Source organism: Leisingera daeponensis (genome assembly GCF_019801465.1).
Lineage (GTDB): Bacteria > Pseudomonadota > Alphaproteobacteria > Rhodobacterales > Rhodobacteraceae > Leisingera > Leisingera daeponensis_A.
Genome location: NZ_JAHVJA010000001.1, coordinates 134,749 through 160,346, shown reverse-complemented (window position 1 = coordinate 160,346; position 25,598 = coordinate 134,749). Strand labels below are relative to the sequence as shown.

Here is a 25,598-nt window from a genome sequence, read left to right as displayed (position 1 = left end):
CTCGCCCCTTGCCCGGTCTTTTGGCCGGCAGACTAGGCAATTTGCGCAGACTTGAAAATCCGCCTTCTGCGGATATCCCCGGCTTACCCGCGCGAGGCCATGTACAGCGCCAGGCGTGCCAGCCCTTCCTCGATATCCGCGGTGGAGCGCGCATAGGAGAACCGCAGCGTGGCCGCGCCGCGCACGGGATCGAAATCCAGCCCCGGCGTCACCGCAACCCCTGCCTTTTCAAGGAGTTCCGCGGCAAAACTGCGGCTGTCATCCGTGAGGTCCGACACATCTGCATAGACATAGAACGCCCCGTCGGGCGGCGCGATTTTGGTGAATCTGGCCTTGGGCAGCCCCTCCAGCATCAGCTGGCGGTTCTTTGCGTAAACGGCCAGATTCTCCCGCATCTCATCCTCGCAGTCCAGCGCGGCCAGCGCCGCCACCTGGCTGGCGTGCGGCGCGCAGATGAACATGTTCTGGGCGATACGCTCCACCACCCGCACATGGTCCTCGGGCACCACCATCCAGCCGACCCGCCAGCCGGTCATCGAGAAGAACTTGGAGAAGGAATTAATGACGTAGCATTCATCCGTCAGCTCCAGCGCGGTCACTGCCTTCGCCTCATATTCCAGCCCGTGATAGATCTCGTCCGAGATGAAGCTGGCACCTTCTGCCCGGGCCGCATCAATCAGCGTGCCCAGTGCCGCATGGTCCAGCATGGTGCCGGTCGGGTTGGCGGGCGAGGCCACCATCAGCCCTGCCAGATCCTGCCCCTTCAGGTCCGCCGCAACCGGCTGCAGCCGGTTTTCCGGTGCGGTCTGGATATCTACCGGCGTCAGCCCCAGCGCTTTCAGGATCTGCCGGTAGGAAGGATAGCCCGGCGCGCCGATGCCGACCCGGTCGCCGCTGTCGAAAAGTGCGGTAAAGCTGAGCAGAAAAGCGCCGGAAGAACCCGGTGTCACGATCACCCGCTCCGGATTCAGATCGACGTTGTACCAGTCCCCGTAGAGCCTCGCGATCCGCTTGCGCAGTTCCGGCAGCCCCAGAGCAACCGTGTAGCCCAAGGCATTGTTTTCCAGCGCATTCCCCAGCGTCTTTAGCGCCCCTGACGGCGCCCCGGTCGAAGGCTGGCCCACCTCCATATGGATAATATGGCGGCCTGCCTCCTCGGCCTTGCGGGCAGCTTCCATCACATCCATCACAATGAAGGGATCGACCTCGGACCGGGTTGAGTTTCGCATGCTAATCTCCCAATGTGCGCGCATGAGTTTTGACCGTTTCTTCCGGCTGGCGTCAATCCCGGCTCTTTTGCTTTGCGCGCTGGTTCAGTTTGCAGCGGCAGCGCAAGCGGCCTCCATTTCATTGCTGCGCGATCCGGATATCGAACACGGGCTGAACCGGCTGGCGGCGCCGGTGCTGCGCGCCGCCGGACTCAACGCGAACCGGGTTCGCATCCTTATGGTCAATGACAGTTCCTTCAATGCCTTCGTCCTGGATTCCCGAACGATTTTCGTGAATTACGGGCTGATCCTGAAGGTCACCTCGCCGGAGATGCTGCAGGCCGTGCTGGCCCATGAGGCCGCCCACATCACCAACGGGCATCTGGCGCGGCGGATGCAGAACCTGCGCTCCGCCAGAAATGCCGCAGGGCTGGGCCTGGCGCTGGCAGCGCTGGCCGCTGCCGCCGGCGGCGGTGACGCGGCCGCAGGCGTTGCCATCGGCACCCAGAATTCCGCCTTGCGCAGCTTCCTTGCCCATACCCGCGCGGAGGAAAGCTCTGCCGACCGATCCGCTGCCGATTACCTGAACCGGGCCGGCATCAGCCCGCAGGAGCTGGTCGACCTGCACAAGGCCTTTGCCGGCCAGGAAGTGCTCAGCGCCGGCACCCAGGATCCTTACACCCGCTCCCACCCCTTGAGCCGTGACCGCATCCGTGCCGCGCAGGCCTATCTGGCGGCCCATGGCGACAAGGGCCGGACGAACGCCGAGGCGCAGTACTGGTTTGCGCGCGTCCGCGGCAAACTGTCTGCCTTTACCCGCGCCCCGAAATGGACCCTTCGCCGGGTGCGTGAGGAGCAGTTCAAGGACGTGCGCCTGATGCGCGAGGCGGCCGCCTACCACCGCCAGAACAGCCTCCAGAAGGCACTGAAAGCGGTCAACGGCGCCTTGGCCGCGCGCCCTACCGACCCGTTTTATCATGAACTCAAAGGCCAGATCCTGATCGAGAACCGCCAGTGGAGCGCAGCGCTTGCCGCCTACGGCAAGGCCGTGAGCCTTGCCCCCGGGGACCCGCTGGTCCTGACCGGCTACGGCCGCGCCCAGCTGGCGTCCGGCCAGCCCGAGGCGGCGCTCAAATCCATGGAACGCGCCCGCGCTATCGACTTCCGCAATACGGTGCTGCTGCGCGACATGTCGCTGGCCTACGCCAAGACCGGACAGACCGGCATGGCCGCCTTGGTCACTGCTGAACGCTATGCCTTGCAGGGGCGTCTGGATGACGCCGGCATTCACGCCAAACGGGCGGTCGCCCAGCTGCCAGCAGGCTCCCCCTCTGCCCGGCGGGCGCAGGACGTGCTGGCGGCCTATGAACAAGCTCAGAAGAGAAAGAGAAGAAAATGACCCTTTTCACCCGCACCGCCACTGCGGCCGCCACTGCCCTCGCCCTTGCCGGCGCGCCGGCGCAGGCCTTTGATATCAGCGCCATGTCCGAGGACGAACGAGAGGCTTTCGGCAATGAGGTGCGCGAATACATCCTGTCCAACCCGGAACTGATCCTGGAGGCAGTCGACCTTTTGGAGCAGCGCCAGCAGCAGGCCGAGGCGGCCCGCGATGACGTGCTGGTGGAGGAGAACCTGGCCGAGCTGCAGAACGACGGCTATTCCTGGGTCGGCGGCAATCCGGACGGCGACATCACCCTGGTCGAGTTCATGGACTACCGCTGCGGCTACTGCCGCCGCGCCGCGCCTGAGGTGGCCAAGCTGCTGGAAAGCGACGGCAATATCCGCCTTGTGATCAAGGAGTTTCCAATCCTGGGGGATGCGTCGGTGCTGTCCGCGCGCTTTGCCGTCGCCACCAAGCATGCGGCAGGCGATGACGCCTACAAGCAGGTGCATGATGCGCTGATCGAGTTCGGCGGCGAACCGAACGAGGTAGCGCTGCGCCGCCTGGCCGAAGGGCTGTCGCTGGATGCAGACGCGATTTTCGCCAAGATGGACAGCGAAGAGGTGACCGCCGAGCTGCGCCAGACCCGCGCGCTGGCGCAGAAGATGGCGATCTCCGGCACCCCGACGTTCGTGCTGGGCACGGAATTGCTGCGCGGCTACCTGCCCGCCGATCAGATGGAGATCATGGTGGCGGAGATCCGCGAGCAGCAGAGCTGATCCGAAAGCACTGGACCGGGGCTTTGCCCCGGACCCCAGAGTATTTTCACAAAAAGGAAGCCGGTTTAGCGCTTGAGACGCCTTATTCCGCTGCGCCCTGGGCCGCCTCGATCTGGGCGGCCTTTTTCTCGACCTCTTCAACGATGTGGTCGACCATCTGGTCGTTGGACATCTTGTGGCTGGCCTTGCCCGCCAGATAGACCATGCCCGACCCCGCGCCGCCGCCGGTGAAGCCTACATCGGTCATCAGCGCCTCGCCGGGGCCGTTCACCACGCAGCCGATGATGCTGAGGCTCATCGGGGTCTTCACATGCTCCAGCCGCCGCTCCAGCTTTTCCACCGTCTTGATTACGTCAAACCCCTGCCGCGCGCAGGACGGGCAGGAGATGATGTTGACGCCGCGGTGGCGCAGGCCGAGGGATTTGAGGATCTCGAAGCCGACCTTCACTTCCTCCACCGGATCGGCCGACAGGCTGACGCGCAGGGTGTCGCCGATGCCCATCCATAGCAACTGGCCGAGGCCGATGGCGGATTTGATGGTGCCTGAGACAAAGCCCCCCGCCTCGGTGATGCCGAGGTGGATGGGCGCGTCGGTGGCCTCTGCCAACTGCTGGTAGGCCGCGGCCGACATGAAGACATCGGACGCCTTCACCGAGATCTTGAACTCGTGGAAGTCGTGATCCTGCAGGATGCGGATGTGGTCCAGGCCCGACTCCACCATCGCTTCCGGGCAGGGTTCGCCGTATTTTTCCAGCAGATGCTTTTCCAGGGAACCTGCGTTCACCCCGATCCGGATGGAGCAATTGTGGTCGCGGGCGGCCTTGATCACCTCGGCCACGCGCTTTTCATCGCCGATGTTGCCGGGGTTGATGCGCAGGCAGGCAGCCCCGGCCTCGGCGGCCTCGATGCCGCGCTTGTAGTGGAAATGGATGTCGGCGACGATCGGCACCGGGCTTTCGCGCACGATCTCCTTCAGCGCCTTGGCGGACGCCTCATCCGGCACCGAGACCCGCACCAGATCGGCACCGGCCTCAGCCGCCGCCTGCACCTGCGCCACTGTCGCCGCCACATCGGTGGTCAGCGTGTTGGTCATGGTCTGGACCGCGATCGGGGCATCGCCGCCGACCGGCACGTTGCCGACGTGGATCTGGCGGCTCTTGCGGCGCTCGATATGGCGCCAGGGGCGGATGTGGTTCATCGACATGCGTTCGTGTCCCGGCTGGATCCTGTTAGCGCCTAGATACGTGCAGACGCCCGGCGCTGCAATGGCGGCACCAGGCGTCTTGTGCGAATTCCTGCGGCAGGATTATTCAGCGGGCTGCTGTTCCGCCTGCAGCTGCGCGACCAATGTGGCCAGCGCCTCGTTCTTGCCGTCCTGCAGGTCGGCCAGCTCAAAGCGGCCGGTGATCGCGTCGATCGACAGTTCGATGTTCTTGGTGACCTGGCCGCGCTTGCCGACCGGGCCGAAATGCTCACCATTGACAGCAAAGTAGATGGCGCTGCTTTCGCCGGTGCGCAGTTTCGGCGCATCTTCGGTCATTGGCACCTGGAACCGCTGGCCTGCATCCATGATGGTTTCCAGGATCACGCTGCCATCCGCTGCAGTGACCTGCACCCAGGAGGGACGCACCGCAACCATTTCGACGCCCGGCGCAACCTCTGCCACCACCTGCGGCACTTGCGGCCCGTGCTCGCCAGCCGGCAACGGGCCCGCGCCGTCAAACGGCAGGCTGGCGCCCGCCAGGCTGACCGATGGCACGTCCGGTGCCGCGAAATTGCCCAGCGTAGACGGATCAATGGTCGAGATCGGTGCATCGCGCGCCACCAGAACCGGTACATCCAGCGCCTGCGGACGGTACAGCCGGTCCAGCGCCTCCGCTGCCGGATCCTGGGAGCCTTCGGCCACTTCCAGCACCGCGCCGCTGAGCGGATCGAGATCGGCCAGCACCGCCGGGGTCTGGTCCACCGGTGCAAACTGCACCTGCTGAACCTCTTTCAGCACGGCCCAGCCGCCGTAGGTGATGCCGCCGATCAACCCGGCCAGCACCATCAGCGACCCGACGGCGCGCAGCTCGATCTGGCTCAGGATGCCGCTGGGAGCGGGAATGAACGGCGTGTTCGGCGAGGCGAAGGCATCGCCGCCCAGCCCCTTGGAAGCCGCTGCCGGCGCGCTGCCGGATTTGCTGCGGCTGGATGCCTCGGCCGACATGCCGTGCGCCACGGAGAAGCCGCTTTCCTTGCAGAAGTCCTGAAACGCCTGCTCCGCATCCATATTGAGATAACGTGCGTAAGAGCGCACATACCCCGCGATGAAACCGGGGGTGTCAAAGGCCGAGGGATCGGAATTTTCGATGGCTGCGATGTAGGAGGCCTTGATCCGCAATTCCCGCTGAACGTCCAGCAGCGATTTGCCCATCGTTGCCCGTTCGCCGCGCATCACGTCGCCAAGCTTCAGTTCGAAATCGTCAAAACCCTTCGGCTCTGCCGTTCCGTCATGTTCATTTTGCTTGCGCTGGGTGAAGCGCCCGATCATGCCTGCCGTCCCATCAATGCCTGCCGCCATCGTTCCAGAGTGGTGAAAGAATCACAATTGCGACTCAGATCCACTCATTGATTGACAACAGCGTAACACACTCAGCGTTAATTTACACTGATCAGTATGTTACCCGGCAAGTTCGGCACGATTCAGCGCACAATGCGACCACAATGCGTCCATTGCGTGGACCAGCGCGTCGATCTCCTTGGGACCGTGCACCGGCGACGGCGTGAAGCGCAGCCGCTCGGTGCCGCGCGGCACAGTGGGGAAGTTGATCGGCTGCACGTAGATACCGTAGTCCTCCAGCAAATGGTCGGACAGCACCTTGGTGTGCTTGGGGTTGCCGACGATCACCGGCACAATGTGGCTGCCGTGGTCGATGATCGGCAGACCCAACCCCTTGAGGCGCAGTTTCAGCACTTTGGCCTGGTCCTGATGCTTGTCGCGCAGGTCCTGCGCGCCTTTCAGATAGGCCACCGAGGCCGCCGCCCCGGCCGCCACTGCAGGCGCCAGCGAGGTGGTGAAGATGAAGCCCGGCGCATAGGAGCGGATGGCGTCGCACATCTTGGCCGAAGCCGCGATGTAGCCGCCCATCACGCCGTAGGCCTTGGCCAGGGTGCCGTTGATGATGTCGATGCGGTGGGCGAGCCGGTCCCGCTCGGTGACGCCGCCGCCGCGGGGGCCGTACATGCCGACCGCATGCACCTCGTCAATATAGGTCAGGGCGCCGAATTCATCGGCCAGGTCGCAGATTTCCGCAATTGGTCCGAAGTCGCCATCCATCGAATAGACCGATTCGAAGGCGATCAGCTTGGGCGCTTTGGGATCGTCGGCTTCCAGCAGTTCGCGCAGATGGGCGACGTCGTTGTGGCGGAAGATACGCTTGGCGCCGCCATTGCGGCGCACGCCCTCGATCATCGAGGCATGGTTCAGCGCGTCGGAAAAGATGATCAGCCCCGGGAACAGCTTGGGCAGGGTGCTCAGAGTCGCGTCGTTGGCGATATAGGCAGAGGTGAACAGCAGCGCCGCTTCCTTGCCGTGCAGATCGGCCAGCTCGGCCTCAAGCTGCTTGTGGTAAACCGTGGTGCCGGAGATGTTGCGGGTGCCGCCGGAACCTGCGCCGGTGGAGTCGATGGCGCCATGCATCGCGTCCAGCACAACCGGATTCTGCCCCATGCCAAGGTAGTCGTTGCCGCACCAGACTGTGATGTCCTGCTGGCTTCCGTCGGGCCGGGTCCAGACCGCATGCGGGTAATGACCCTTCTTGCGCTCGATGTCGATGAAGGTCCGGTAACGGCCCTCTTCGTGAAGGCTGGCAATCGCTGCGTCCAGTTTCGCGGTATAGTCCACCGGCATCTCCATAGCTAATTGTGCTCCTGCGGAGCACGCGGGCTGTGTAAAGGGCACGGGTCTTCTGACGATTAGGCCGCAATCACGTTCGCGAATGGTTACCCCAGGCGTCCCCTTCGATCAACTGCATACGCTCCGCCAGGGGTGCGCAACATTGATGCAGGTCAAATAGAGCTTAAACCATGCCCCGGCAAGGACAGCTGCGGCCAACCTGTGTCCGTTTGCGTCGTATCTGCCGCGCCTTCCGGCGGCTGAAGTTCAGGATCGGAAACCCCGGCGCCTGGAATAGCAGGAGAAATCCGGCACCATGACCTCTGGCCCCTCTTGATGCTCACTGCTAGGGTCCGCGGCAAATCGGCCCGGTTTCCGGGGCCTTCCCCGCAGATGCAGGAGAGCAAGAGATGGCATTGAATGACGTTCTGGACCGGATCGACGCAGAGCTGGACGCCGCAACCGGGCGGCTGATGGAGCTGCTGCGGATCCAGTCGATTTCGACAGACCCGGCCTACAAGGCAGAGTGCGACAAGGCTGCCGACTGGCTGGTCGCCGACCTGAACTCGATCGGCATCAAGGCGGAGAAACGCGCCACCCCGGGGCATCCGATGGTGGTCGGCCATGTGGGCGAGGAAAACACCGATGCCCCGCACGTGCTGTTCTACGGCCATTATGATGTGCAGCCGGTGGACCCGCTGAACCTCTGGAACACGCCGCCGTTCGAGCCGCAGCTGGAGGACACCCCGAACGGCACGGTATTCCGCGGCCGCGGCGCCTCTGATGACAAGGGCCAGCTGATGACCTTCGTCGAAGCCTGCCGCGCGTGGAAGGCGGTGAACGGCTCCCTGCCCTGCCGCATCACCTTCTTCTTCGAGGGCGAGGAAGAATCCGGCTCGCCGTCGCTGATCCCCTTCATGGAGGCCAATGCCGAAGAGCTGAAGGCCGATATCGCGCTGATCTGCGACACTTCGATGGTGTCGCGCGGGGTGCCGTCGATCTCCTCGCAGCTGCGCGGCATGCTGAAGGATGAATTCACCGTGATCGGCCCGCGCATCGACCTGCATTCCGGCCATTACGGCGGCCCCGGCCTGAACCCGCTGCGCGAGCTCAGCCGCATCGTCGCCTCTTTCTACGACGAGGAAACCGGAAAGGTGGCCGTCGAAGGCTTCTATGATGGCGTGCACGAGGTGCCCGAGGACCAGCTGCGCCAGTGGGAGGGCTGCGGCTTCGACGAGAAGGACTATCTCGACAACGCAGGCTACACTCAGGCCCACGGCGAAAAAGACCGTTCGGTGCTGGAACAGCAGTGGGCCCGCCCGACGCTGGAGGTGAACGGTCTCTGGGGCGGCTACAACGGCGCAGGCTCCAAGACCGTGATCCCGTCGGAGGCGCATTGCAAGATCACCTGCCGCCTGGTCGGCGACATGGACCCGGACGCGCTGCGGGTGAAGATCCGCAAACACGTTGAGGCGCAGCTGAAACCCGACTGCAAGGTGGTCTGGGACAACGATCTGGAGGGCTCCAAAGCCTCCGTCATGGACATCACCCGCCCCGAGTTCACCGCCGCCCGCGCCGCCCTGACGGACGAATGGCAGCGCGAGGCGGTATTCTGCGGCATGGGCGGCTCGATCCCGATCGCGGGCTTCTTCAAATCGATCCTCGGCATGGAATCGATGCTGGCCGGTTTCGCGAATGATGACGACGCCATTCATTCGCCGAACGAAAAGTATGACCTGAAGAGCTTCCACAAGGGCATCCGCTCCTGGGCCCGCATCCTGGATGCGCTGACCGCCAAGTAGCCGGCGGCGGGCGGACGCTCCGCGAAGCTCTGCCCGTTTGCCTGCCTTCCGGTGGCCGGGCCATGCGAGCATTGGCAGGGCCCTTGCCCTGCCCCACGCCGGCACAGGCGTACTCCCGCCCGTCATCACGCCTCTGGCGAGGCCCTCTTCCCGTTGGGCCCGGCGCCGCGGATGCGGCGCGCGCCGTGCAGCAGCACGGCGCCGGCCCCAAGGCTCTGCGGGGCATCTGTGATGCGCCGCAAGGGCGCGGGAGCCGCTCCCCTTGCGAGAATACAGCGGCACACTTGATCCTCTGCCGCCTTCAGGGTCCAATCCCGGTAAGGCGCCGCCGACAAGGGAGAAGTCCATGCCAGCATCCAAGCAATCCGGCACCCTGCAGGTGAACGGCCAGCAGATCGCCTACACCCTGCGCGGCGGCGGGCCGCCGCTGCTCCTCCTGCACGGTTTTCCGCAGACCAAGGAAATGTGGGAGGAAACCGCCCCTGCCCTTGCGCGCCGCTTCACCGTGGTGACAGCGGACCTGCGCGGCTACGGCGCCAGCTCCAAACCCGAAGGCGTGGAGGCAATGAGTTTCCGCAGCATGGCCGCCGACCAGCTGGCGCTGATGCAGGCGCTGGGGTTTCCCCGGTTCCACCTGGCGGGTCACGACCGCGGCGGGCGCACCGCGCACCGGCTGGCGCTGGATGCGCCAGAGGCCGTCGCCAGCCTCACCGTGATGGACATCATCCCAACACACACATTGCTGGACAAGCTGACGCAGCAGGTCGCCCGCACCTATTACCACTGGTTCTTCCTGGCCCAGCCCGCGCCGCTGCCGGAACGGATGATCGGCGCCGCTCCGCAGGCCTATTTCGAAAGCTGCCTATTGGGCTGGGGCCGCGCATCGCTTTCGGACTTCCCGCCTGCCGCCTTGACCGCCTACCGCCGCGCCTGGCAGGATCCGGCCTGCATCCACGCCATGTGCAACGATTACCGCGCTGCGATCGACGTGGACTTTCACGACGACGCCCGCGACCTGGGTCGCCGGGTCCGGTGCCCGGCACTGGTGCTCTACGGAGCCGAAGGCGCCATGGCCCGCGGCTATGACGTCGCTGCAACCTGGGAGCCCTGCCTGCAGGACATCACGGCACGGGGCCTGCCGGGCGGGCATTTCTTCATCGACAGCGCCCCGGATGAAACCGCCGCCGCGCTGCTGGAGTTTCTCACGCCCCTGCCGCCGCCCTGAAGCGGTGCCTGAACCGGGACGAAGCCCCGGGTTTCACGTGCGTTTAACGCACCCGGTTAAGGCTTGCTTATCGCTCTTGCCCTACCCTTTCCAGCATTGCAGATGGAGGCAGCGATGGCACAAAGCAGATTCAAACGCCCGCCCGGCTTCGAGGGCAACCAGACCGATCCGGAGGAAAGCTACCGCGCCGGCTATCAGCATGGCACCCGGGTGCTGCTGCGCTACCTGGAATCCCACCCCCAGCCCGACCTCGACCGCCTCAAGACATGGGTGAATGCGGAATTGACCGGCTGGCGCCACGACACTGAGGCGGCACCGAACCCGCCTGCCATCTGACCGCCCGCGGCCGCCGCCAAACGGCTTGCCTGACCCGTTTCCGGCAGTCAGGCTGGCGGCATGACGACAGCGATTCTGACAGACGGCCCGCAACTGGCCGAAATCCTGGCTCTGGAAACCAAGGTCTGGGAGGCGCTGGCCGCCGGCGATCCTGTGGCCGACGGGCGCCTGCTGACAGAGGATTTCCTCGGCGTATACCCAAGCGGTTTCTCGGACAAATCGGGACATTGCGATCAGCTGAAGGACGGGCCGGTGATGCGTGCGTACCGCCTTAGCAATGCACAGCTGAGAGTCATCACCGCTGAGGCCGTGCTGCTCAGCTACCGCGCCTCCTACCTGGCTGCGGGGGGATCTGAATGGAGCACGATGCTGATCTCATCCCTGTGGGAACAGGACGCCGGGAGCTGGCGCAACAGCTTCAGCCAGGACACCCCGGAAAACGAATAAGACGCGCCGCATGCGTATGCGGCACCAACATGACTGAAAAGGAAAGTGGCGCGGTTGACGGGGCTCGAACCCGCGACCCCCGGCGTGACAGGCCGGTACTCTAACCAACTGAGCTACAACCGCGCATGGGCCTTTCGGCCATGGTCCCCGTCCGGGGCGGACCCTGAAGCGCCAGGGCGGCGGGCGAAAGTGGCGCGGTTGACGGGGCTCGAACCCGCGACCCCCGGCGTGACAGGCCGGTACTCTAACCAACTGAGCTACAACCGCATTTTCGCCTTGCGGCAGACCGTCTCCGGTCCAGTTCCCCTCCGGGGCGGATCCTGATTAACCCCAGGATGAGGTACAGCAGTGGCGCGGTTGACGGGGCTCGAACCCGCGACCCCCGGCGTGACAGGCCGGTACTCTAACCAACTGAGCTACAACCGCCCGCTGCGCATTCAGCATCGCTGCCGAATGTTGGGCTGTAATATTCTCCACCCCCCAAAGCGTCAAGCGGTGTTTTGCCTTTTTCGGAGGTTTCCGGAAAAAAAATGATCTCCAGCCAGCAAGCCATTGAAAAATATATAAAACCAAGCCCGGCACAGGTGGCCGCAGCAGTTCGTTCGACGTATCTGTCTGAGGGGGAATGGTGGGTGATGAGAGACTCGAACTCCCGACATCTTCGGTGTAAACGAAGCGCTCTACCAACTGAGCTAATCACCCGGTGAGCGGGGATTTAGAGAATGCCGCCCGGCAGCGCAAGAGGCGGAAGGATTTTTTTTCCGGTTTTTCCACCGCCGCATCCCGCCCCTTCCGTGCAGCCGCGCAACACTCCGATCCGGCCGCCAGGCCGCGGCCCGATCATTATTGCCAACCGGTGCGGCGCTCCCCTAGCACCCTATCCAGCCGGCCCGGAAATTGCAGAGGACGGCCCACGCCACACGACTGGAGCAGTTTTCATGAAACGCATAATTGGCGCAGCAGCCGCGGCAGCGGCAATGGCCGGCAGCCTGCAGGCCGCCGAAATCACCGGCGGCAGCTTCGACCTTTCGACCTCCGCCTTTGCAGACGACACGGATTTTGCGCGCAAGGCGGTGGGCGGCGCGCTGGAACTCGGGTTTTCACGCGGTTTTTCCACCCAGCTCGACCTGTTCTACGCGGATTTCAACGCCACCCGCCTCGAAGGCGCCAATGCTACCCTTCACGGTATTGCCCACGTCAGCGACAGCACCTCGCTGGGCTTGTTCTACGGCGTCGAGGAAGCTGGCAACGATGAATACGACTTCTATGGCATCGAGGCCGGGCACGAATTCGGCTTTGCCGACGCGGAATTCTACTTGGGCGAAGGCGATGACGGCGCAATTTCCGGCACCATCGCCGGCATTGCCATCCGCAAGGACGTGACCAGCCAATTCACCATTAACGCAGGCCTCGACCATCTGGATCTTGGCAGCATCGACCTCACCCGGATTGCCGCAGGCGCCGAGTATGACATCGGCGAAGGCGCAAAGTTCTACGGCGAGCTCGGCTCACTGAACGCAGACGCGCAGAACCTGTCCGGCAACGAGGCCTTTGTCGGCATCGGATTCAAGTGGGACTTCGGCGCCAACCGCGGCACCACCTTCGGCCGCCGAGGGCTGGTGAGCAAGCTGCCGGGCCTCTGAGCCTCGCGCCGGGCCGCCGCCCCTGCGGCCCGGCTTACTCCAGGACCGTTTCCGCTCCGTTTTCCAGCACATAGACGCACCCCTGCCCGTTCGGCAGCGCCGCCATCCGGTCCCGCGGCAGGCCGCAGACGATCCCGCGCATCACCTGTCCCAGCAGCCCGTGCGCCACCACCACCGACGGCCCGGCCAGCGACTGCATGAAATCCAGGATGCGGGCGTGGAAACTGCCGTAGCCCTCGCCGCCCGGCGCTTCGCAGAACAGGTCCAGATTGCGCGGATTCGCCCTGTGGATCTGCGGGTACTCTGCCGCCACTTCCGCCAGAGTCATGCCCTGAAACGCACCGGCATAGGCCTCTGCCAGGCGCGGGTCAGTCACGAAAGGCGCACCGCCCAAAGCAATGTCCGCGGTCTGCTGCGCCCGCCCCAGGGGCGAGGCATAACAGGCCGGTTTCTGCGCCATGACGGGCGCCATCAGCGTTGCCTGCCTGCGGGCCTGCTCCACCCCCTGCGGCGTCAGCGGCGATTCCAGCTGCCCCTGGATTCGCCGCTCGGCATTCCATTCGGTCTGCCCGTGGCGCAGCAGCCAGATTTTCGGAAATTGCATCACATGCTCCCTGCCCGTCTTTTTTCAGGCAAAGTGGTAACGGCACACAGCCGCCTGAGGAACCCCGGAAACGCAAAAGGCGCTCAACCTTTTCAGGGAGCGCCTTTCGGGAAAGATGGTGGGTGATAAGAGATTTGAACTCCTGACATCTTCGATGTGAACGAAGCGCTCTACCACTGAGCTAATCACCCGTGAGGCAGGCTTTTAACCGTCAGATGCGGCCTCCGCAAGAGGGTCATTGGAAGATTTTTCACCTTCCGGCCCATTTTCTTCAGCAGCTTCCGCGGCGGCCGCCGGCTGGCGCAGCTTGCACACGAACACCTTGCCGTTGCTGCGTTCCTGGCTGCGGTTGACACGCAGCTTTCCAAAGGGTTTCAGGTTCAGTTCACGCCCCTCTGCAATGGCCTCTCCCAGCAGCGCCAGAACCGCCTCGACCACCGGTTTTGCGTCCTTTTTCTTGATGCCGGACCGTTCGACCGCCTGTTCCACCAGCTCCTTCTTGGCCAGCTCCGGCGCCGCCACCACCGGTTCGGCGGCCGCGACAACAACCGGCGCCGGGGCTGCCGGCTCCGCCGCCGGAACCGCAGGGGCCGGTGCGGGCGCCTCGGCCGCAGGCGCCTGACCGGCTCGCAGCTCGACCGGCGCCGGTTTCACCGCCGCAGGTTTTGCCGCGGCAGCCGTCAGCGTGCCACTCTTGCGCGCAGCGGTTTTGCGCGTGCCTGATTTACGCGCGGCTGAACTGTTCTTGCTGGTTGCTCGTGCCATGTTATGCCCCGTCTGCCTGTTTTCCCGCCCGCTTCGCCCGCGCCCGGCCGCCCGGAACGGGGGCCGCAGCCCGGCGGGCAGGCTTATCCTGTGCCCCAGCCTACCACAGCCTTCCCGCCGCCGTGAACCGGTCAGCAGGACGGCAGCGCGTCGCGTTGCAACATTGTCCTCAGGGTGAAACTGGACCGGGTATTGCGAATGCCTGGCACCCGCATCAGCCGGTCCTCCAGGAAGCGGTCGAAATCCGGCAGGTCCTCCGCCACCACCCGAAGCAGGATATCGCGGGTGCCGGTCATCAGGTAGCATTCCATCACCTGGTCGAACTTGCGCACCGCCTTCTCGAAGGCCTGCAGCGCATCGGTGGACTGCCGTTCCAGTTCCACCGCGACAAAGATGGTCACCGGCAGTCCCAGCTTGGCCTGGTCCACCCGCGCCGAATAGCCGCTGATGACGCCGCTGTCCTCGAGGTTGGCGACCCGCCGCGCACAGGGGGTCGGAGACAGGCCGATCATCTCCGACAGTTCGGAAATCTTCAGCCGCCCGTTGCGCTGGAGCGCGGCGACAATCTTGCGGTCAATCGAATCCATGGAGCTTTTCCCTAACGCAGGCGGCCTCCAAGGCAGTTTACCACCAAACAGCAGCTTTCCGGCAGGCTTTTTTGGTGAAAACCGGCGTTTGCGCGCTGGTAGTATCGGGAAAAGTTTTGGAGGAGCCATCCAGATGACAGTGACCGCCGTTTCGTCCAGCAGCCACGAAGAAATTTACCGTGTCGAGGAGCCCTCCGTTGGCCTTCTCGGCTTTATTGCCGTGCACTCCACCCAGCTGGGCCCGGCGGCAGGCGGCCTGCGCATGCGCCCCTATGCCAGCGAAGAAGAAGCGCTGACCGACGTCAAGCGCCTCAGCGAGGGCATGACCTACAAGAACGCGGCGGCCGGGCTGACCCTCGGCGGCGGCAAGGCGGTGATCATCGGCAACCCGGCCAAGGACAAGTCGCCGGAGCTGCTGCGCGCCTTTGCCCGCGCCATCGAGAGCCTGGACGGCCGCTACATCACCGCCGAGGACATGGGCATGAGCCCCGCCGACATGGCGGTCCTGGCGGAGGAAACCCGGTTCGTGGCCGGCCTGGCCGACGGCGCGTTTGCCAGCGGCGACCCCTCCCCGATCACCGCACGCGGCATCTTCAACGCGATCCGCACCGCGCGCGCACACAAGCACGGCAGCCGCAGCCTGGATGGTGTCACCGTATCGGTGCAGGGCCTGGGCCACGTCGGCTGGTATCTGTGCCAGCTCCTGCACGAGGCCGGCGCCAGGCTGGTTGTCACCGACATCGACGAGACCCGCGTCGAAAAGGCCATCGAATCCTTCGGCGCAAAGGCGGTGCCGCTGGCGGACATCTACAGCGCCGAAGCTGACGTGTTCGCGCCCTGTGCGATTGGCGGCATCCTGAACGCCGGGACAATCCCGCAGCTGAAGGCGGATATCGTCGCAGGCGGCGCCAACAACCAGCTGGCAACGGCGGAGGACGGCGCGGCGCTGCACGCCCGCGGCATCCTCTATGCGCCCGATTTCGTTGCCAACGGCGGCGGCATCATCAACGTCGCGACCGAAATCCAGCAGATCAAGGACCGCGAGGGCTTTGTCGCCGAGAAGCTGCAGGCGCTGGATGAAACCATGGCAGCAATCCTGACCCAGGCCAAGGCGGCGGATGTCAGCCCGGCGGAAATGGCAATTGCCACCGTTCAGGCCAAGATGGCGAACGCCAGCAAGGCCGCCTGAACCTTCCCGGCTGCAATGCCGCGGACGCACTCCCGCAGGCGCCAAGGACCATACGCCCCGGCAAGAAGGGCCAGAACGGAAGAGAGAACTGAAAAGGGCGGCCCCCTCGGACCGCCCTTTCCTTTTGCCGTATTGCTTGATCAGCGGATCAGTGCGCGGTCGCGCCTGCACCTTCGCCGGAACCTTTCAGCGCCGCCTTGGCGGCTGCGGCTTCTTCCGCCTCCTCATCCCATTCGATTGGTTCGGGCTTGGACACCAGCGCGTGCTCCAGAACTTCGGACACATGGCTGACGGGGATGATCTCCAGCCCCTCCTTCACGTTGTCCGGGATTTCCGGCAGGTCCTTTTCGTTCTCCTGCGGGATCAGCACCGTCTTGATACCGCCGCGCAGAGCCGCCAGCAGCTTTTCCTTGAGGCCGCCAATAGCGCTGGCATTGCCGCGCAAAGTCACTTCGCCGGTCATCGCAATGTCCTTGCGCACCGGGATGCCGGTCAGCACTGACACAATCGCGGTCACCATCGCCAGGCCGGCGCTGGGGCCATCTTTCGGCGTTGCGCCGTCCGGCACGTGCACGTGGATATCCAGCCGGTCGAACTGCGGCGGCTTGATGCCGATCTGCGGGCTGACCGACCGCACATAGCTCGACGCCGCCTCAATCGATTCCTTCATCACGTCGCCCAGCTTGCCGGTGGTCTTCATCCGGCCCTTGCCCGGCAGCCGCAGCGCCTCGATCGACAACAGTTCACCGCCGACAGAGGTATAGGCGAGACCGGTAACAACACCCACCTGATCCTCCAGCTCGGCCAGGCCATAGCGGTACTTCTTGACGCCCAGGAAATCATCCAGATTGTCCGCCGTCACGGTCACGCTTTCGGCTTCTTTCTTGACGATCTTGGTCAGCGACTTCCGCGCCACCTTGGCGATTTCGCGCTCCAGGTTCCGCACACCGGCCTCGCGGGTGTAGGTGCGGATCATCTCGGTCACCGCATCATCGGTCAGCTCGAACTCCTTGGCCTTCAGGCCGTGGTTCTTCACCTGCTTGGAAATCAGGTGCTGCTTGGCGATCTCGCGCTTTTCATCCTCGGTGTAGCCGGACAGAGGGATGATCTCCATCCGGTCCAGCAGCGGCCCGGGCATGTTGTAGCTGTTGGAAGTGGTGAGGAACATCACGTTCGACAGGTCGTACTCCACCTCCAGGTAGTGATCCATGAAGGTGTTGTTCTGTTCCGGGTCCAGCACCTCCAGCATCGCCGAGGCCGGGTCGCCGCGGAAATCCTGGCCCATCTTGTCGATTTCATCGAGCAGGATCAGCGGGTTGGTGGTTTTCGCCTTTTTCAGCGCCTGGATGATCTTGCCGGGCATCGAGCCGATGTAGGTACGGCGGTGGCCGCGGATCTCGCTCTCATCGCGCACGCCGCCCAGCGAAATGCGGATGAACTCGCGGCCGGTCGCCTTGGCCACGGATTTGCCCAAGCTGGTCTTACCCACGCCCGGCGGGCCGACGAGGCAGAGGATCGGCCCCTTCAGCTTGGCCGAGCGCTGCTGCACCGCCAGATATTCGACGATCCGCTCCTTAACCTTCTCCAGGCCGTAGTGATCCGCATCCAGGATTTCCTGCGCGCGGTTCAGGTCTTTCTTGACGCGGGACTTGTTGCCCCACGGGATCGACAGCATCCAGTCGAGGTAGTTGCGCACAACCGTGGCTTCCGCCGACATCGGCGACATGTTCTTGAGCTTCTTCAGCTCGGCCTCGGCCTTCTCGCGCGCCTCTTTCGACAGTTTGGTGGCGGCGATCTTCTCTTCCAGCTCGGCGATTTCGCCGGCGCCTTCCTCGCCGTCGCCCAGCTCCTTCTGAATGGCCTTCATCTGCTCATTCAGATAGTACTCGCGCTGGGTCTTCTCCATTTGGGATTTGACGCGTGTCTTGATCTTCTTCTCGACCTGCAGGACCGACATTTCGCCCTGCATCAGGCCATAGACCTTCTCCAGCCGCTCGCTGACGGAGAGCGTCTCCAGCAGTTCCTGCTTGCGGTCCACCTCGATGCCCAGATGGCCTGCCACCAGGTCCGCCAGCTTGGCCGGCTCGGCGGTCTCGCCCACGGCGGAGAGCGCCTCTTCGGGGATGTTCTTGCGCACCTTGGCGTAACGCTCGAACTCATCGCCGACGGTGCGCACCAGCGCCTCGGTGGTGGTGACGTCGCCCGGCATCTCGGCCAGTTCCTCGGCCTTGGCCTCGAAGAAATTGTCGTTCTCCAGGAACTCGGTGATCTTCACCCGGCTCTGGCCCTCGACCAGCACCTTGACGGTGCCGTCGGGCAGCTTCAGCAGCTGCAGCACATTGGCCAGCACGCCGACGGTGTAGATGCTATCGGTATCGGGATCATCCTCGGAAGGGTCGATCTGGCTCGACAGCAGGATCTGCTTGTCGTCCGCCATCACCTCTTCCAGGGCGCGCACCGATTTTTCCCGGCCCACGAACAGCGGCACGATCATGTGGGGGAACACCACGATGTCGCGCAGCGGCAGGACTGGGTAGGAGGAATTGAGTGGCTCTTGCATACTCGGTCCTTTGGTTAGGCAAGACGGCCCGGCCCCGGTATTGGCAGCTTTGGCCCGTCTCCTCATTGGATGTCTTTACTTGGTGGGGCGGTTTTGGGTTTTCAACCGCGGCACCTCAAGGCTGGGGCTCACCTTGCCCGCTGCGCGCCGGGACCACAAGGGCGCAAATGCAGGAAGGGTGAGCAAATGATGAAGGCCGCGCCGGGCGCCCCTGTGGATAACTCTGCCGCACCGATCAGCGCCGCAGCAGCGTGATCAGGCCGCGCTCCAGCCGCCCGCCCGGCCCGGTTTCGCGGTAGGTTCCGCTCATCCGGCCCTGGTCGACCAGGAACAGGCGGATATCCTGCCGCAGCACCTTTCCGGTGCCGGACTCGCGTTCTGCCAGCAGGTTCAGCCGCAGCATCCGGTCGGCGCCGCAGGGCAGCGCCCCAAGCGTCAGCTCATCGAGATAAACCTCCGTGCCTTCGGCCAGATCGCCGCGGCCCACGCTTTCAGCCCTCAGGCCTGTGCCGGGCTTCAATGGCGCCCGGTCCTCCACCCCGATGGGCAGGAACCCCAAGGCGGCGGAATCGGCCACCAGCCGCCCATTGCGGAATCGCAGCGACAATACCTCGCCCGTGCGCTGCGGCAGCGGCACCATCTCGATCCGCCCGCCCGCGGCCAGCCCGGCCTCGCCCGGCCCCTTCTGCACGACCCACTGCCCGCGCAGCGCCTGCGCGCCGCCCTTGGCCAGGTCCTCCAGCGGCACCGTGCAGCCATCCAGCCGCGGCGCCTTGAAGAAACTGGAGGCTTCGGCAAGCGATCCCGGTGCGGTCTGCACCGTCTGCGCCAGAACGCCGGAACTGCCGCTCAGAAAAGCCGCAACAGCCAATGCCTGATACCGGATCATCGCCATCCTCCCCGCATTTTCGGGCAAGCGTAGCCGTGAGGTCTTCACAACCCGTGAACGCTGCGGCGGCGAGGCGCAGAATGCCCCGCCGCCCTGATCCGGACTGCCCGGACCTACTCAGCCGCCTGCTGCAGCGCCGGGTAGTCCGTATACCCTTCGTCCCCTCCGCCGTAGTAGGTATCCGGATTACCCTCGTTCAGCGGCGCGTCCGCTGCCAGCCTGGCCGCCAGATCCGGGTTGGCAATGAACGGGCGGCCGAAGGCCACCAGATCCGCCTCACCGGCTGCTGTCCGCGCCAGCGCGGTTTTGCGGTCATAGCCGTTGTTGGCCATATAGGTGCCGGTATAAAGCTTGCGCAGCGCCCCGAAATCGCCCTCGCGGGCACCGCCGGTCTCGCCCTCGACCATGTGCAGATAAGCCAGACCGTAGCTGTTCAGCCGCTGGATAAGCGGTGTGTAAAGGCCGATGGGATCGCTGTCCGACACGTCATTGAAGGTGGCAAAGGGCGACAGGCGCAGGCCGATGCGGCCAGCCTCCCAGACCGTCAGCAGCCCGTCCAGGATCTCGAACACGATCCGGGCGCGGTTCTTGGGCGAGCCGCCATAGCCGTCGGTGCGGGTGTTCACCCCGTCCTTCAGGAACTGCTCCAGCAGGTAGCCGTTGGCGGCATGCAGCTCGACCCCGTCAAAGCCTGCGTCCTTGGCGTATTTCGCCGCCTGCACATAGTCCTCAACGACCCGCTGAATGCCCTCTGCGCTCAGCGCCTGCGGCTTGGAGGTCGGCACAAATCCCTCATGGGTGAAGGTCTGGGCCTCAGCCGCCGCATCGGTGGACGACACAGCCTTGGTGCCTTCGGGCAGCAGTGAGTCATGGGTGATCCGGCCCACATGCCACAGCTGGATGACGATCTTGCCGCCCTTCGCATGAACCGCATCGGTGACCTTGCGCCAGGCGGCGGCCTGCGCGGCCGTGTGGATGCCGGGGGTCTGGATATAGCCCTTGGCCTCGGCGCTGATCTGGCTGCCCTCGGTGATGATCAGCCCGGCGCCGGCCCGCTGGGCGTAGTATTCCACATGCCGGTCCAGCACCTCGCCGGTCTGGTCGTCGGCCCGGTTGCGGGTCAGGGGCGCCATCACGATGCGGTTCTTCAGCTCGATCGCGCCAGCGGCGCTGGCGGAAAACAATTCTTGGGTCACGGGGATTTCCCTCCGGTCAAAGTTTCCAGCAACAGGAATGTTGCCCGGAAGGAGCTGTGCATCCCGCCAGCCCCTTTCAACCCTCCAGTCTCAGGAATGTTAACCGCGGGCTGCCTTTTTCCCGGCCCGCGCAGCGGACGCCCCCCGGCCAAGCAGAAAAAATGCCTTGCGGTCAAAATGTTAAAAGGCCGCCCCAAGGGGCAGCCCATACATCGTTCACGAAAAGATGTGCGCCCGCCGCTGCTCCCAGCGTCACAACCGCTCAATATCCCCCTGCGCGCGGGTGTCGTGAAAGTCCTTCTGCCAGGCGTCGAACGTCCCGGCAGCAATCGCATCACGCATTCCCTGCATGATCTCCTGGAAATAATGCAGGTTGTGCCAGGTCAGCAGCATGCCCGAAATCATCTCGTTCGACCGGAACACATGGTGCAGGTAAGCGCGGGAGTAGTTCGAGCACGCCGGACAGCTGCAGTGCTCGTCCAGCGGCCGCGGATCGTCCTGGTGGCGGGCGTTCTTGATGTTCACGACGCCGTAGCGGGTGAACGCCTGGCCGGTCCGGCCGGAACGCGACGGCAGCACGCAGTCCATCATATCGATGCCGCGCGCCACCGCGCCGACGATGTCGTCGGGCTTGCCCACCCCCATCAGGTAACGCGGCTTGTCCTCGGGCAGGAAACCGGGGGCGTAATCCAGGCAGTCGAACATCGCCGCCTGCCCCTCTCCGACAGCCAGGCCGCCGACCGCGTAGCCCTCGAACCCGATCTGTTTCAGCGCCTCGGCGCTTTCCTCGCGCAGGTCCTGCTCCAACCCGCCCTGCATGATCCCGAACAGCGCGTGGCCCGGCCGGTCGCCGAAAGCCTCGCGGCTCCGCTCCGCCCAGCGCATCGACAGGCGCATCGATTCAGCAATCCGGTCGCGGTCCGCAGGCAGCGCCGGGCATTCATCGAAACACATCACGATGTCCGACCCCAAGAGCCCCTGGATCTCCATCGACCGTTCCGGCGTCAGCTCATGTTTGGAGCCGTCGACGTGGGACTTAAAGGTCACACCCTTCTCGGTGAGCTTCCTGAGCCCCGCCAGCGACATCACCTGGAAGCCGCCGCTGTCGGTCAGGATCGGGCGCTCCCAGTTCATGAACTTGTGCAAGCCGCCCAGCCGGTCAATCCGCTCCGCCGTCGGCCGCAGCATCAGATGGTAGGTGTTGCCCAGCAGGATATCGGCACCGGTGGCGCGCACGCTTTCCGGCATCATCGCCTTCACCGTCGCAGCCGTCCCAACCGGCATGAAGGCAGGGGTGCGGATTTCACCGCGCGGGGTGTTTATGACACCTGCGCGCGCCTTGCCGTCGGTTGCCTTCAGTTCAAAGTTGAAAAGCTCTGCCATCTCGTATTCCTGCCGTTACAATCAAACCGGCACACCGGTGATTCCCCCTAATGCCAAGGAGCCCCGCGCATGTCCACAGCCGACCCCGCACCGAAATTGAAACTCGGCTGGGAGGAATGGGTCAGCCTGCCGGACCTCGGCCTGCCCGCCCTGCGGGTCAAGGTCGACACCGGCGCCCGCACATCGTCGCTGCATGCCACCGGGATCGAAACCTTCGGCCCGGCAAGCGCCCCCAAGGTGCGCTTCATGGTGCACCCCATTCCCGGCCAGTACGATCTGGAAATCCCCTGCTCCGCCCTGATCAAGGACCGGCGCGAGGTCACCTCGTCTAACGGCGAAAGCGAGATGCGCTTTGTGATCGAGACCGCGCTGGAAATCGGCGGCCAGTCCTGGCCGGTGGAGCTGACACTGACCGACCGGCGCGGCATGGCCAAGCACATGCTGCTGGGCCGCCAGGCGCTGACCGAAAACGTGACCGTCGTGCCCGGCGAGCGCATGTGCCAGCCGGCGCTGGACTATTCCGTCTACGCCTCCGCCAACATCCGCAAATCCGCCCCCAAACGCGCCCTGCGCATCGCCGTGCTCAGCCGCGAAGACAATTATTCCACCCGCCGCCTGGTGGAAGAGGGCGAACTCCGCGGCCACACGGTGGAGGTGATCAACACCACCCGCTGCTACATGGCCCTGAACGCGCTGGCGCCGGAGATCCACTACGATGGCAAGCGCCTGCCCCGCTATGATGCGGTAATCCCGCGCATCGGCGCTTCTGTCACCCAGTACGGCACCGCACTGCTGCGCCAGTTCGAAACCCTGGGCACCTTCTGCGTCAACGGATCCGAAGGCATCACCGCCAGCCGCGACAAGCTGCACGCGCATCAGATCCTTGCGCGTCACAAGATCGGCATGCCTGCCACCGCTTTCGCCGCCTCGCCCAAGGACACCGGCAGCCTGATCCATATCGTGGGCGGCGCGCCGCTGATCGTGAAGCTGCTGGAAAGCACCCAAGGCAAAGGCGTGGTGCTGGCTGAAACCAAGAAGGCCGCCGAAAGCGTCATCACCGCCTTCCGCGGGCTCAAGGCCAACTTTCTGGTGCAGCAATTCGTCAAGGAGGCCGCGGGCGTGGACATCCGCTGCTTCGTGGTCGGCTCCAAGGTGGTTGCGTCGATGAAACGCTCCGGTGCAGAAGGCGACTTCCGGTCCAACCTGCATCTGGGCGGCAGCGCCGAGTCAGTCCGCATCAGCAAGGAGGAGCGCGCCACCGCCGTCCGCGCAGCCAAGGCCTTCGGGCTCAATGTGGCGGGCGTCGACCTCCTGCGCTCGGAAACCGGCCCCAAGGTGCTTGAGGTGAACTCCTCCCCCGGGCTGGAGGGGATCGAAAAAACCTCCTCCAAGAACATTGCCGGGCTGATTTACAGCGAAATCGAAGACCGGGTGCGCCCGGCGCCGATGCGGCGGCTCAAACCCTCCAGCAGCTGACACCGCGCGGCAAGCCCCTCCGGGCTTGCCAGCCTGGACTGCCGGGCGTCATATACGCTTGGAAACTCTTGAAACCGGCACCGCTAACACCCACTTGTATACCGTTGCACACAACGGGGCGTGTCATTGAACAAGGACAAGACTTCCGGCGCACAGCCCCTGCCCGGCGGGCCGCCGGACCCGGGTGCCCCGGCTCCTGCAGCCCCCGCTGACCAACCAAAGGAATTTTACATGAACGAAGACCTGTTCCTCGACCTTCTGTCCGGCAATCTTCTGTACCTGCTGGGTGCCGTTCTGCTGATCATCGTGATCCTGAAGGGCATCAAGATCGTGCCGCAATCGGAAAAATATGTGGTCGAACGCTTCGGCCGCCTGCACTCGGTGCTGGGGCCGGGCATCAACTTCATCGTGCCCTTCCTGGATGTGGCCCGCCACAAGATCTCGATTCTGGAACGCCAGCTCCCAAACGCCACCCAGGACGCAATCACCAAGGACAACGTTCTGGTACAGATCGACACCTCGGTGTTCTACCGCATCCTGGAGCCGGAAAAGACCGTCTACCGGATCCGTGACGTGGACGGCGCCATCGCTACCACCGTGGCCGGCATCGTCCGCGCCGAGATCGGCAAGATGGATCTGGACGAGGTGCAATCGAACCGCGCCCAGCTGATCACCCGCATTCAGGAAGCGGTCGAGACCGCGGTGGACGACTGGGGCATCGAGGTGACCCGCGCCGAGATCCTCGATGTGAACCTGGACCAGGCGACCCGCGACGCCATGCTGCAACAGCTCAATGCCGAGCGCGCCCGCCGGGCCGAGGTGACCAAGGCCGAGGGTCAGAAGCGCGCCGTGGAGCTGCAGGCCGACGCCGAGCTCTACGCCGCCGAACAGACCGCTAAGGCCCGCCGCATCCAGGCCGAGGCCGAAGCCTACGCGACCGAAGTTGTCGCCAAGGCCATTGCCGAAAACGGGCTTGAGGCGGCGCAGTATCAGGTGGCGCTGAAACAGGTGGAATCGCTGACCGCGCTTGGCAAGGGCGAGGGCAAGCAGACCATCGTGGTTCCTGCCCACGCACTGGAGGCCTTCGGCAACGCCTTCAACCTGCTGAAGGGAGGAAAGTGATGGACGCCCCTTTCTGGGCCTTGTGGTGGGTCTGGGGCGCAGCCGCCCTGGCCCTGGCCATCCTCGAGGTGCTGGTGCCGGGCTTCGTTTTCCTGGGCTTTGCCATCGGCGCGGCGGTCGTCACCCTGCTGCTGCTGGCAGGCGCCAGCATCAGCCTGCCGCCGCTGCTGCTAATCTTCGCCGCCCTGTCGCTGACCGCTTGGCTGGTGATGCGCCGCTACTTCGCCCTGCCCAAGGGCCAGGTGAAGACTTTCGACCACGATATCAACGATTGATCTTCCGGCCGGGGGTGCTGCAGCCGCGCGCGCCCGGTCTCCTTGACCGGCTGTCAGAACCGGAACCCGACCCCAGCCAGCAGGCTGTGCGTGACTGCATCATGGCGGAAGAAGCTGCCGGTGCCGCGGATGCCTTCCTGATAGTCCACCCCCAGCCCGCGGTACATGACATAGATCGAGGCCCGCTCCCAGCGGTCGTAGATCACGCCGCCCATGGCCGACCAGCTTTTGTCGGAGCCGCCGCCCAAACCGATGTCGGCCTCCAGCGCCAAGCTGATATCATCCGACAGGCGGCGCTCCCAGCGGAAGCCCGCGATCGGATCTGTCCAGTCCGCGCCCCGCCGCAGGGTGCCGCCCGGCACGGCGGCGGTCACATCCACCTCCCAGTGGCGCAGCCCCCCGAACACCTCGAACCGGTTGCGGCCCCGGGCAAACCTGTACGTCAGCACCGCCTCGCCCAGATTCTGGTCATAGCGCACAGAGGCCGGGCCCATTTCGGTTGCCCCGTCCGCATCGGCGTCCAGTATCGAATACCGCAGGCGGAACCCCAGATTGCTGCTGTGAACCCCCTCAAACTGCAGCATCCCGCCGGCTTGCAGCTGGTCAAAGGCATCACCGGCATCAATCTCCACATCTCCGCCGCTGCGGCCCAATTCAGTGGTGCTGTCGATGGAAGGCGCCAGGACAAAGGGGGTCAGCTGCCACTGCCAGCTGCCCTCGGCCCGGGCCAGAGCGGCAGCGGCTAAAAGCGCAAGAGCTGCCAGCAGAATGCGTGCAGATGCGCGGCGGAATGCAAACAGCTCAGGCACGGCTCCTCCCCGGACCCGCCAAGGACCGCGGTGCGGACGGCAATC

The 25,598-nt window shown here is 64.6% G+C and carries 23 protein-coding genes and 5 tRNA genes; 11 read left to right on the top strand and 17 right to left on the bottom strand.

Going from position 1 to position 25,598, the window contains the following annotated elements; all coding sequences use genetic code 11:
- Positions 1–83 precede the first annotated feature (83 nt).
- Positions 84–1,229, bottom strand: a complete 1,146-nt coding sequence (locus tag KUV26_RS00800; protein WP_222507014.1) for a pyridoxal phosphate-dependent aminotransferase — start codon at positions 1,227–1,229, stop codon at positions 84–86.
- Here KUV26_RS00800 and KUV26_RS00795 point away from each other — a divergent pair.
- Both KUV26_RS00795 and KUV26_RS00790 read left to right on the top strand, forming a co-directional pair.
- Entirely contained in the window at positions 1,228–2,607 is a 1,380-nt protein-coding gene (locus KUV26_RS00795; protein WP_222507013.1) for a M48 family metalloprotease, read from the top strand. The two genes, KUV26_RS00800 and KUV26_RS00795, sit on opposite strands and share 2 nt — an antisense overlap.
- The gene (locus KUV26_RS00790; RefSeq protein ID WP_222507012.1) at positions 2,604–3,368 is read left to right on the top strand and encodes a DsbA family protein; all 765 of its coding nucleotides are present in this window, start codon (positions 2,604–2,606) and stop codon (positions 3,366–3,368) included. Before KUV26_RS00795 ends, KUV26_RS00790 begins: the two co-directional genes overlap by 4 nt.
- A gap of 82 nt (positions 3,369–3,450) precedes the next feature.
- Here KUV26_RS00790 and ispG read toward each other — a convergent pair whose 3' ends face one another.
- The 3 genes from ispG to hemA all read right to left on the bottom strand — a co-directional run bounded on the left by ispG (position 3,451) and on the right by hemA (position 7,266).
- Positions 3,451–4,572 (bottom strand): flavodoxin-dependent (E)-4-hydroxy-3-methylbut-2-enyl-diphosphate synthase, encoded by a 1,122-nt coding sequence (ispG, locus tag KUV26_RS00785; RefSeq protein WP_222507011.1) that lies wholly within the window; start codon positions 4,570–4,572, stop codon positions 3,451–3,453.
- A gap of 102 nt (positions 4,573–4,674) precedes the next feature.
- Complete coding sequence (locus KUV26_RS00780) at positions 4,675–5,901, bottom strand: helix-turn-helix domain-containing protein (RefSeq protein WP_222507010.1); 1,227 nt, start codon at positions 5,899–5,901, stop codon at positions 4,675–4,677.
- A 129-nt stretch (positions 5,902–6,030) separates the two neighbouring features.
- Positions 6,031–7,266 (bottom strand): 5-aminolevulinate synthase, encoded by a 1,236-nt coding sequence (gene hemA / locus KUV26_RS00775; protein WP_222507009.1) that lies wholly within the window; start codon positions 7,264–7,266, stop codon positions 6,031–6,033.
- Positions 7,267–7,655: 389 nt separating this feature from the next.
- Here hemA and KUV26_RS00770 point away from each other — a divergent pair, with 389 nt between their 5' ends.
- The 4 genes from KUV26_RS00770 (at position 7,656) to KUV26_RS00755 (ending at position 11,055) form a co-directional block, all read left to right on the top strand.
- A complete protein-coding gene (locus tag KUV26_RS00770) occupies positions 7,656–9,047 on the top strand; it encodes a M20/M25/M40 family metallo-hydrolase (protein WP_222507008.1) in 1,392 nt (463 codons plus the stop codon).
- 346 nt (positions 9,048–9,393) lie between these two features.
- Positions 9,394–10,272 carry an alpha/beta fold hydrolase gene (locus KUV26_RS00765; protein ID WP_222507007.1) on the top strand — a complete coding sequence of 293 codons (879 nt, stop codon included), beginning with the start codon at positions 9,394–9,396 and terminating at the stop codon, positions 10,270–10,272.
- Between the two features lie 114 nt (positions 10,273–10,386).
- Positions 10,387–10,608 (top strand): hypothetical protein, encoded by a 222-nt coding sequence (locus tag KUV26_RS00760; protein WP_222507006.1) that lies wholly within the window; start codon positions 10,387–10,389, stop codon positions 10,606–10,608.
- A 60-nt stretch (positions 10,609–10,668) separates the two neighbouring features.
- Entirely contained in the window at positions 10,669–11,055 is a 387-nt protein-coding gene (locus KUV26_RS00755) for a nuclear transport factor 2 family protein (RefSeq protein WP_222507005.1), read from the top strand.
- 46 nt (positions 11,056–11,101) lie between these two features.
- Here the strand turns inward: KUV26_RS00755 and KUV26_RS00750 are convergent.
- From KUV26_RS00750 to KUV26_RS00735, 4 genes are all read right to left on the bottom strand, one after another.
- Positions 11,102–11,178 (bottom strand) — tRNA-Asp (locus KUV26_RS00750).
- Between the two features lie 67 nt (positions 11,179–11,245).
- Positions 11,246–11,322: transfer RNA gene (locus KUV26_RS00745), tRNA-Asp, on the bottom strand.
- A gap of 82 nt (positions 11,323–11,404) precedes the next feature.
- Positions 11,405–11,481 (bottom strand) — tRNA-Asp (locus KUV26_RS00740).
- Positions 11,482–11,681: 200 nt separating this feature from the next.
- Positions 11,682–11,757, bottom strand: a tRNA-Val gene (locus tag KUV26_RS00735).
- 236 nt (positions 11,758–11,993) lie between these two features.
- On the opposite strand from KUV26_RS00735, the gene KUV26_RS00730 reads away from it, so the two are divergent.
- Positions 11,994–12,698 (top strand): hypothetical protein, encoded by a 705-nt coding sequence (locus KUV26_RS00730; RefSeq protein ID WP_222507004.1) that lies wholly within the window; start codon positions 11,994–11,996, stop codon positions 12,696–12,698.
- Positions 12,699–12,732: 34 nt separating this feature from the next.
- Here the strand turns inward: KUV26_RS00730 and KUV26_RS00725 are convergent, their stop codons facing one another.
- The 4 genes from KUV26_RS00725 to KUV26_RS00710 form a co-directional block, all read right to left on the bottom strand.
- The gene (locus tag KUV26_RS00725; protein ID WP_222507003.1) at positions 12,733–13,302 is read right to left on the bottom strand and encodes a histidine phosphatase family protein; all 570 of its coding nucleotides are present in this window, start codon (positions 13,300–13,302) and stop codon (positions 12,733–12,735) included.
- Between the two features lie 116 nt (positions 13,303–13,418).
- Positions 13,419–13,493: transfer RNA gene (locus KUV26_RS00720), tRNA-Val, on the bottom strand.
- A gap of 13 nt (positions 13,494–13,506) precedes the next feature.
- Positions 13,507–14,067, bottom strand: a complete 561-nt coding sequence (locus tag KUV26_RS00715) for an HU family DNA-binding protein (RefSeq protein ID WP_222507002.1) — start codon at positions 14,065–14,067, stop codon at positions 13,507–13,509.
- A gap of 131 nt (positions 14,068–14,198) precedes the next feature.
- Positions 14,199–14,654: an Lrp/AsnC family transcriptional regulator gene (locus KUV26_RS00710; protein WP_222502224.1), complete on the bottom strand. Its 456-nt coding sequence runs from the start codon at positions 14,652–14,654 to the stop codon at positions 14,199–14,201.
- A 133-nt stretch (positions 14,655–14,787) separates the two neighbouring features.
- Here KUV26_RS00710 and KUV26_RS00705 point away from each other — a divergent pair, with 133 nt between their 5' ends.
- Complete coding sequence (locus KUV26_RS00705; RefSeq protein ID WP_222502223.1) at positions 14,788–15,843, top strand: Glu/Leu/Phe/Val family dehydrogenase; 1,056 nt, start codon at positions 14,788–14,790, stop codon at positions 15,841–15,843.
- A 148-nt stretch (positions 15,844–15,991) separates the two neighbouring features.
- Here the strand turns inward: KUV26_RS00705 and lon are convergent, their stop codons facing one another.
- From lon to tgt, 4 genes are all read right to left on the bottom strand, one after another.
- The gene (gene lon / locus KUV26_RS00700) at positions 15,992–18,403 is read right to left on the bottom strand and encodes an endopeptidase La (protein ID WP_222502222.1); all 2,412 of its coding nucleotides are present in this window, start codon (positions 18,401–18,403) and stop codon (positions 15,992–15,994) included.
- Between the two features lie 235 nt (positions 18,404–18,638).
- Positions 18,639–19,298, bottom strand: coding sequence for a hypothetical protein (locus KUV26_RS00695; protein ID WP_261399695.1), 660 nt, complete (start codon positions 19,296–19,298; stop codon positions 18,639–18,641).
- 107 nt (positions 19,299–19,405) lie between these two features.
- Positions 19,406–20,488, bottom strand: a complete 1,083-nt coding sequence (locus KUV26_RS00690) for an alkene reductase (RefSeq protein WP_222507001.1) — start codon at positions 20,486–20,488, stop codon at positions 19,406–19,408.
- Positions 20,489–20,740: 252 nt separating this feature from the next.
- On the bottom strand, positions 20,741–21,871 hold the full coding sequence (gene tgt, locus KUV26_RS00685; protein WP_222507000.1) for a tRNA guanosine(34) transglycosylase Tgt: 1,131 nt from the start codon (positions 21,869–21,871) through the stop codon (positions 20,741–20,743).
- Between the two features lie 69 nt (positions 21,872–21,940).
- Here tgt and rimK point away from each other — a divergent pair, with 69 nt between their 5' ends.
- The 3 genes from rimK to KUV26_RS00670 all read left to right on the top strand — a co-directional run bounded on the left by rimK (position 21,941) and on the right by KUV26_RS00670 (position 24,744).
- Positions 21,941–23,347, top strand: a complete 1,407-nt coding sequence (gene rimK / locus KUV26_RS00680) for a 30S ribosomal protein S6--L-glutamate ligase (protein ID WP_222506999.1) — start codon at positions 21,941–21,943, stop codon at positions 23,345–23,347.
- A gap of 231 nt (positions 23,348–23,578) precedes the next feature.
- Positions 23,579–24,469 (top strand): SPFH domain-containing protein, encoded by an 891-nt coding sequence (locus KUV26_RS00675; protein WP_222502218.1) that lies wholly within the window; start codon positions 23,579–23,581, stop codon positions 24,467–24,469.
- Positions 24,469–24,744, top strand: a complete 276-nt coding sequence (locus KUV26_RS00670) for an NfeD family protein (RefSeq protein WP_222506998.1) — start codon at positions 24,469–24,471, stop codon at positions 24,742–24,744. Before KUV26_RS00675 ends, KUV26_RS00670 begins: the two co-directional genes overlap by 1 nt.
- Before the next feature lie 53 nt (positions 24,745–24,797).
- On the opposite strand, the gene KUV26_RS00665 is transcribed toward KUV26_RS00670, so the two are convergent.
- The gene (locus KUV26_RS00665; RefSeq protein WP_222506997.1) at positions 24,798–25,553 is read right to left on the bottom strand and encodes an outer membrane beta-barrel protein; all 756 of its coding nucleotides are present in this window, start codon (positions 25,551–25,553) and stop codon (positions 24,798–24,800) included.
- Positions 25,554–25,598: the final 45 nt, after the last annotated feature.

Coding starts and splice junctions, on each gene's coding strand:
- hemA (WP_222507009.1), bottom strand. CDS start 7,266: ATGGAGATGCCGGTGGACTATACCGCGAAACTGGACGCAGCGATTGCC.
- KUV26_RS00715 (WP_222507002.1), bottom strand. CDS start 14,067: ATGGCACGAGCAACCAGCAAGAACAGTTCAGCCGCGCGTAAATCAGGC.
- KUV26_RS00705 (WP_222502223.1), top strand. CDS start 14,788: ATGACAGTGACCGCCGTTTCGTCCAGCAGCCACGAAGAAATTTACCGT.
- KUV26_RS00760 (WP_222507006.1), top strand. CDS start 10,387: ATGGCACAAAGCAGATTCAAACGCCCGCCCGGCTTCGAGGGCAACCAG.
- KUV26_RS00675 (WP_222502218.1), top strand. CDS start 23,579: ATGAACGAAGACCTGTTCCTCGACCTTCTGTCCGGCAATCTTCTGTAC.
- tgt (WP_222507000.1), bottom strand. CDS start 21,871: ATGGCAGAGCTTTTCAACTTTGAACTGAAGGCAACCGACGGCAAGGCG.
- KUV26_RS00670 (WP_222506998.1), top strand. CDS start 24,469: ATGGACGCCCCTTTCTGGGCCTTGTGGTGGGTCTGGGGCGCAGCCGCC.
- KUV26_RS00710 (WP_222502224.1), bottom strand. CDS start 14,654: ATGGATTCGATTGACCGCAAGATTGTCGCCGCGCTCCAGCGCAACGGG.
- KUV26_RS00795 (WP_222507013.1), top strand. CDS start 1,228: ATGCTAATCTCCCAATGTGCGCGCATGAGTTTTGACCGTTTCTTCCGG.
- lon (WP_222502222.1), bottom strand. CDS start 18,403: ATGCAAGAGCCACTCAATTCCTCCTACCCAGTCCTGCCGCTGCGCGAC.
- KUV26_RS00800 (WP_222507014.1), bottom strand. CDS start 1,229: ATGCGAAACTCAACCCGGTCCGAGGTCGATCCCTTCATTGTGATGGAT.
- rimK (WP_222506999.1), top strand. CDS start 21,941: ATGTCCACAGCCGACCCCGCACCGAAATTGAAACTCGGCTGGGAGGAA.
- KUV26_RS00790 (WP_222507012.1), top strand. CDS start 2,604: ATGACCCTTTTCACCCGCACCGCCACTGCGGCCGCCACTGCCCTCGCC.
- KUV26_RS00780 (WP_222507010.1), bottom strand. CDS start 5,901: ATGATCGGGCGCTTCACCCAGCGCAAGCAAAATGAACATGACGGAACG.
- KUV26_RS00770 (WP_222507008.1), top strand. CDS start 7,656: ATGGCATTGAATGACGTTCTGGACCGGATCGACGCAGAGCTGGACGCC.
- KUV26_RS00755 (WP_222507005.1), top strand. CDS start 10,669: ATGACGACAGCGATTCTGACAGACGGCCCGCAACTGGCCGAAATCCTG.
- ispG (WP_222507011.1), bottom strand. CDS start 4,572: ATGTCGATGAACCACATCCGCCCCTGGCGCCATATCGAGCGCCGCAAG.
- KUV26_RS00730 (WP_222507004.1), top strand. CDS start 11,994: ATGAAACGCATAATTGGCGCAGCAGCCGCGGCAGCGGCAATGGCCGGC.
- KUV26_RS00695 (WP_261399695.1), bottom strand. CDS start 19,298: ATGGCGATGATCCGGTATCAGGCATTGGCTGTTGCGGCTTTTCTGAGC.
- KUV26_RS00765 (WP_222507007.1), top strand. CDS start 9,394: ATGCCAGCATCCAAGCAATCCGGCACCCTGCAGGTGAACGGCCAGCAG.
- KUV26_RS00725 (WP_222507003.1), bottom strand. CDS start 13,302: ATGCAATTTCCGAAAATCTGGCTGCTGCGCCACGGGCAGACCGAATGG.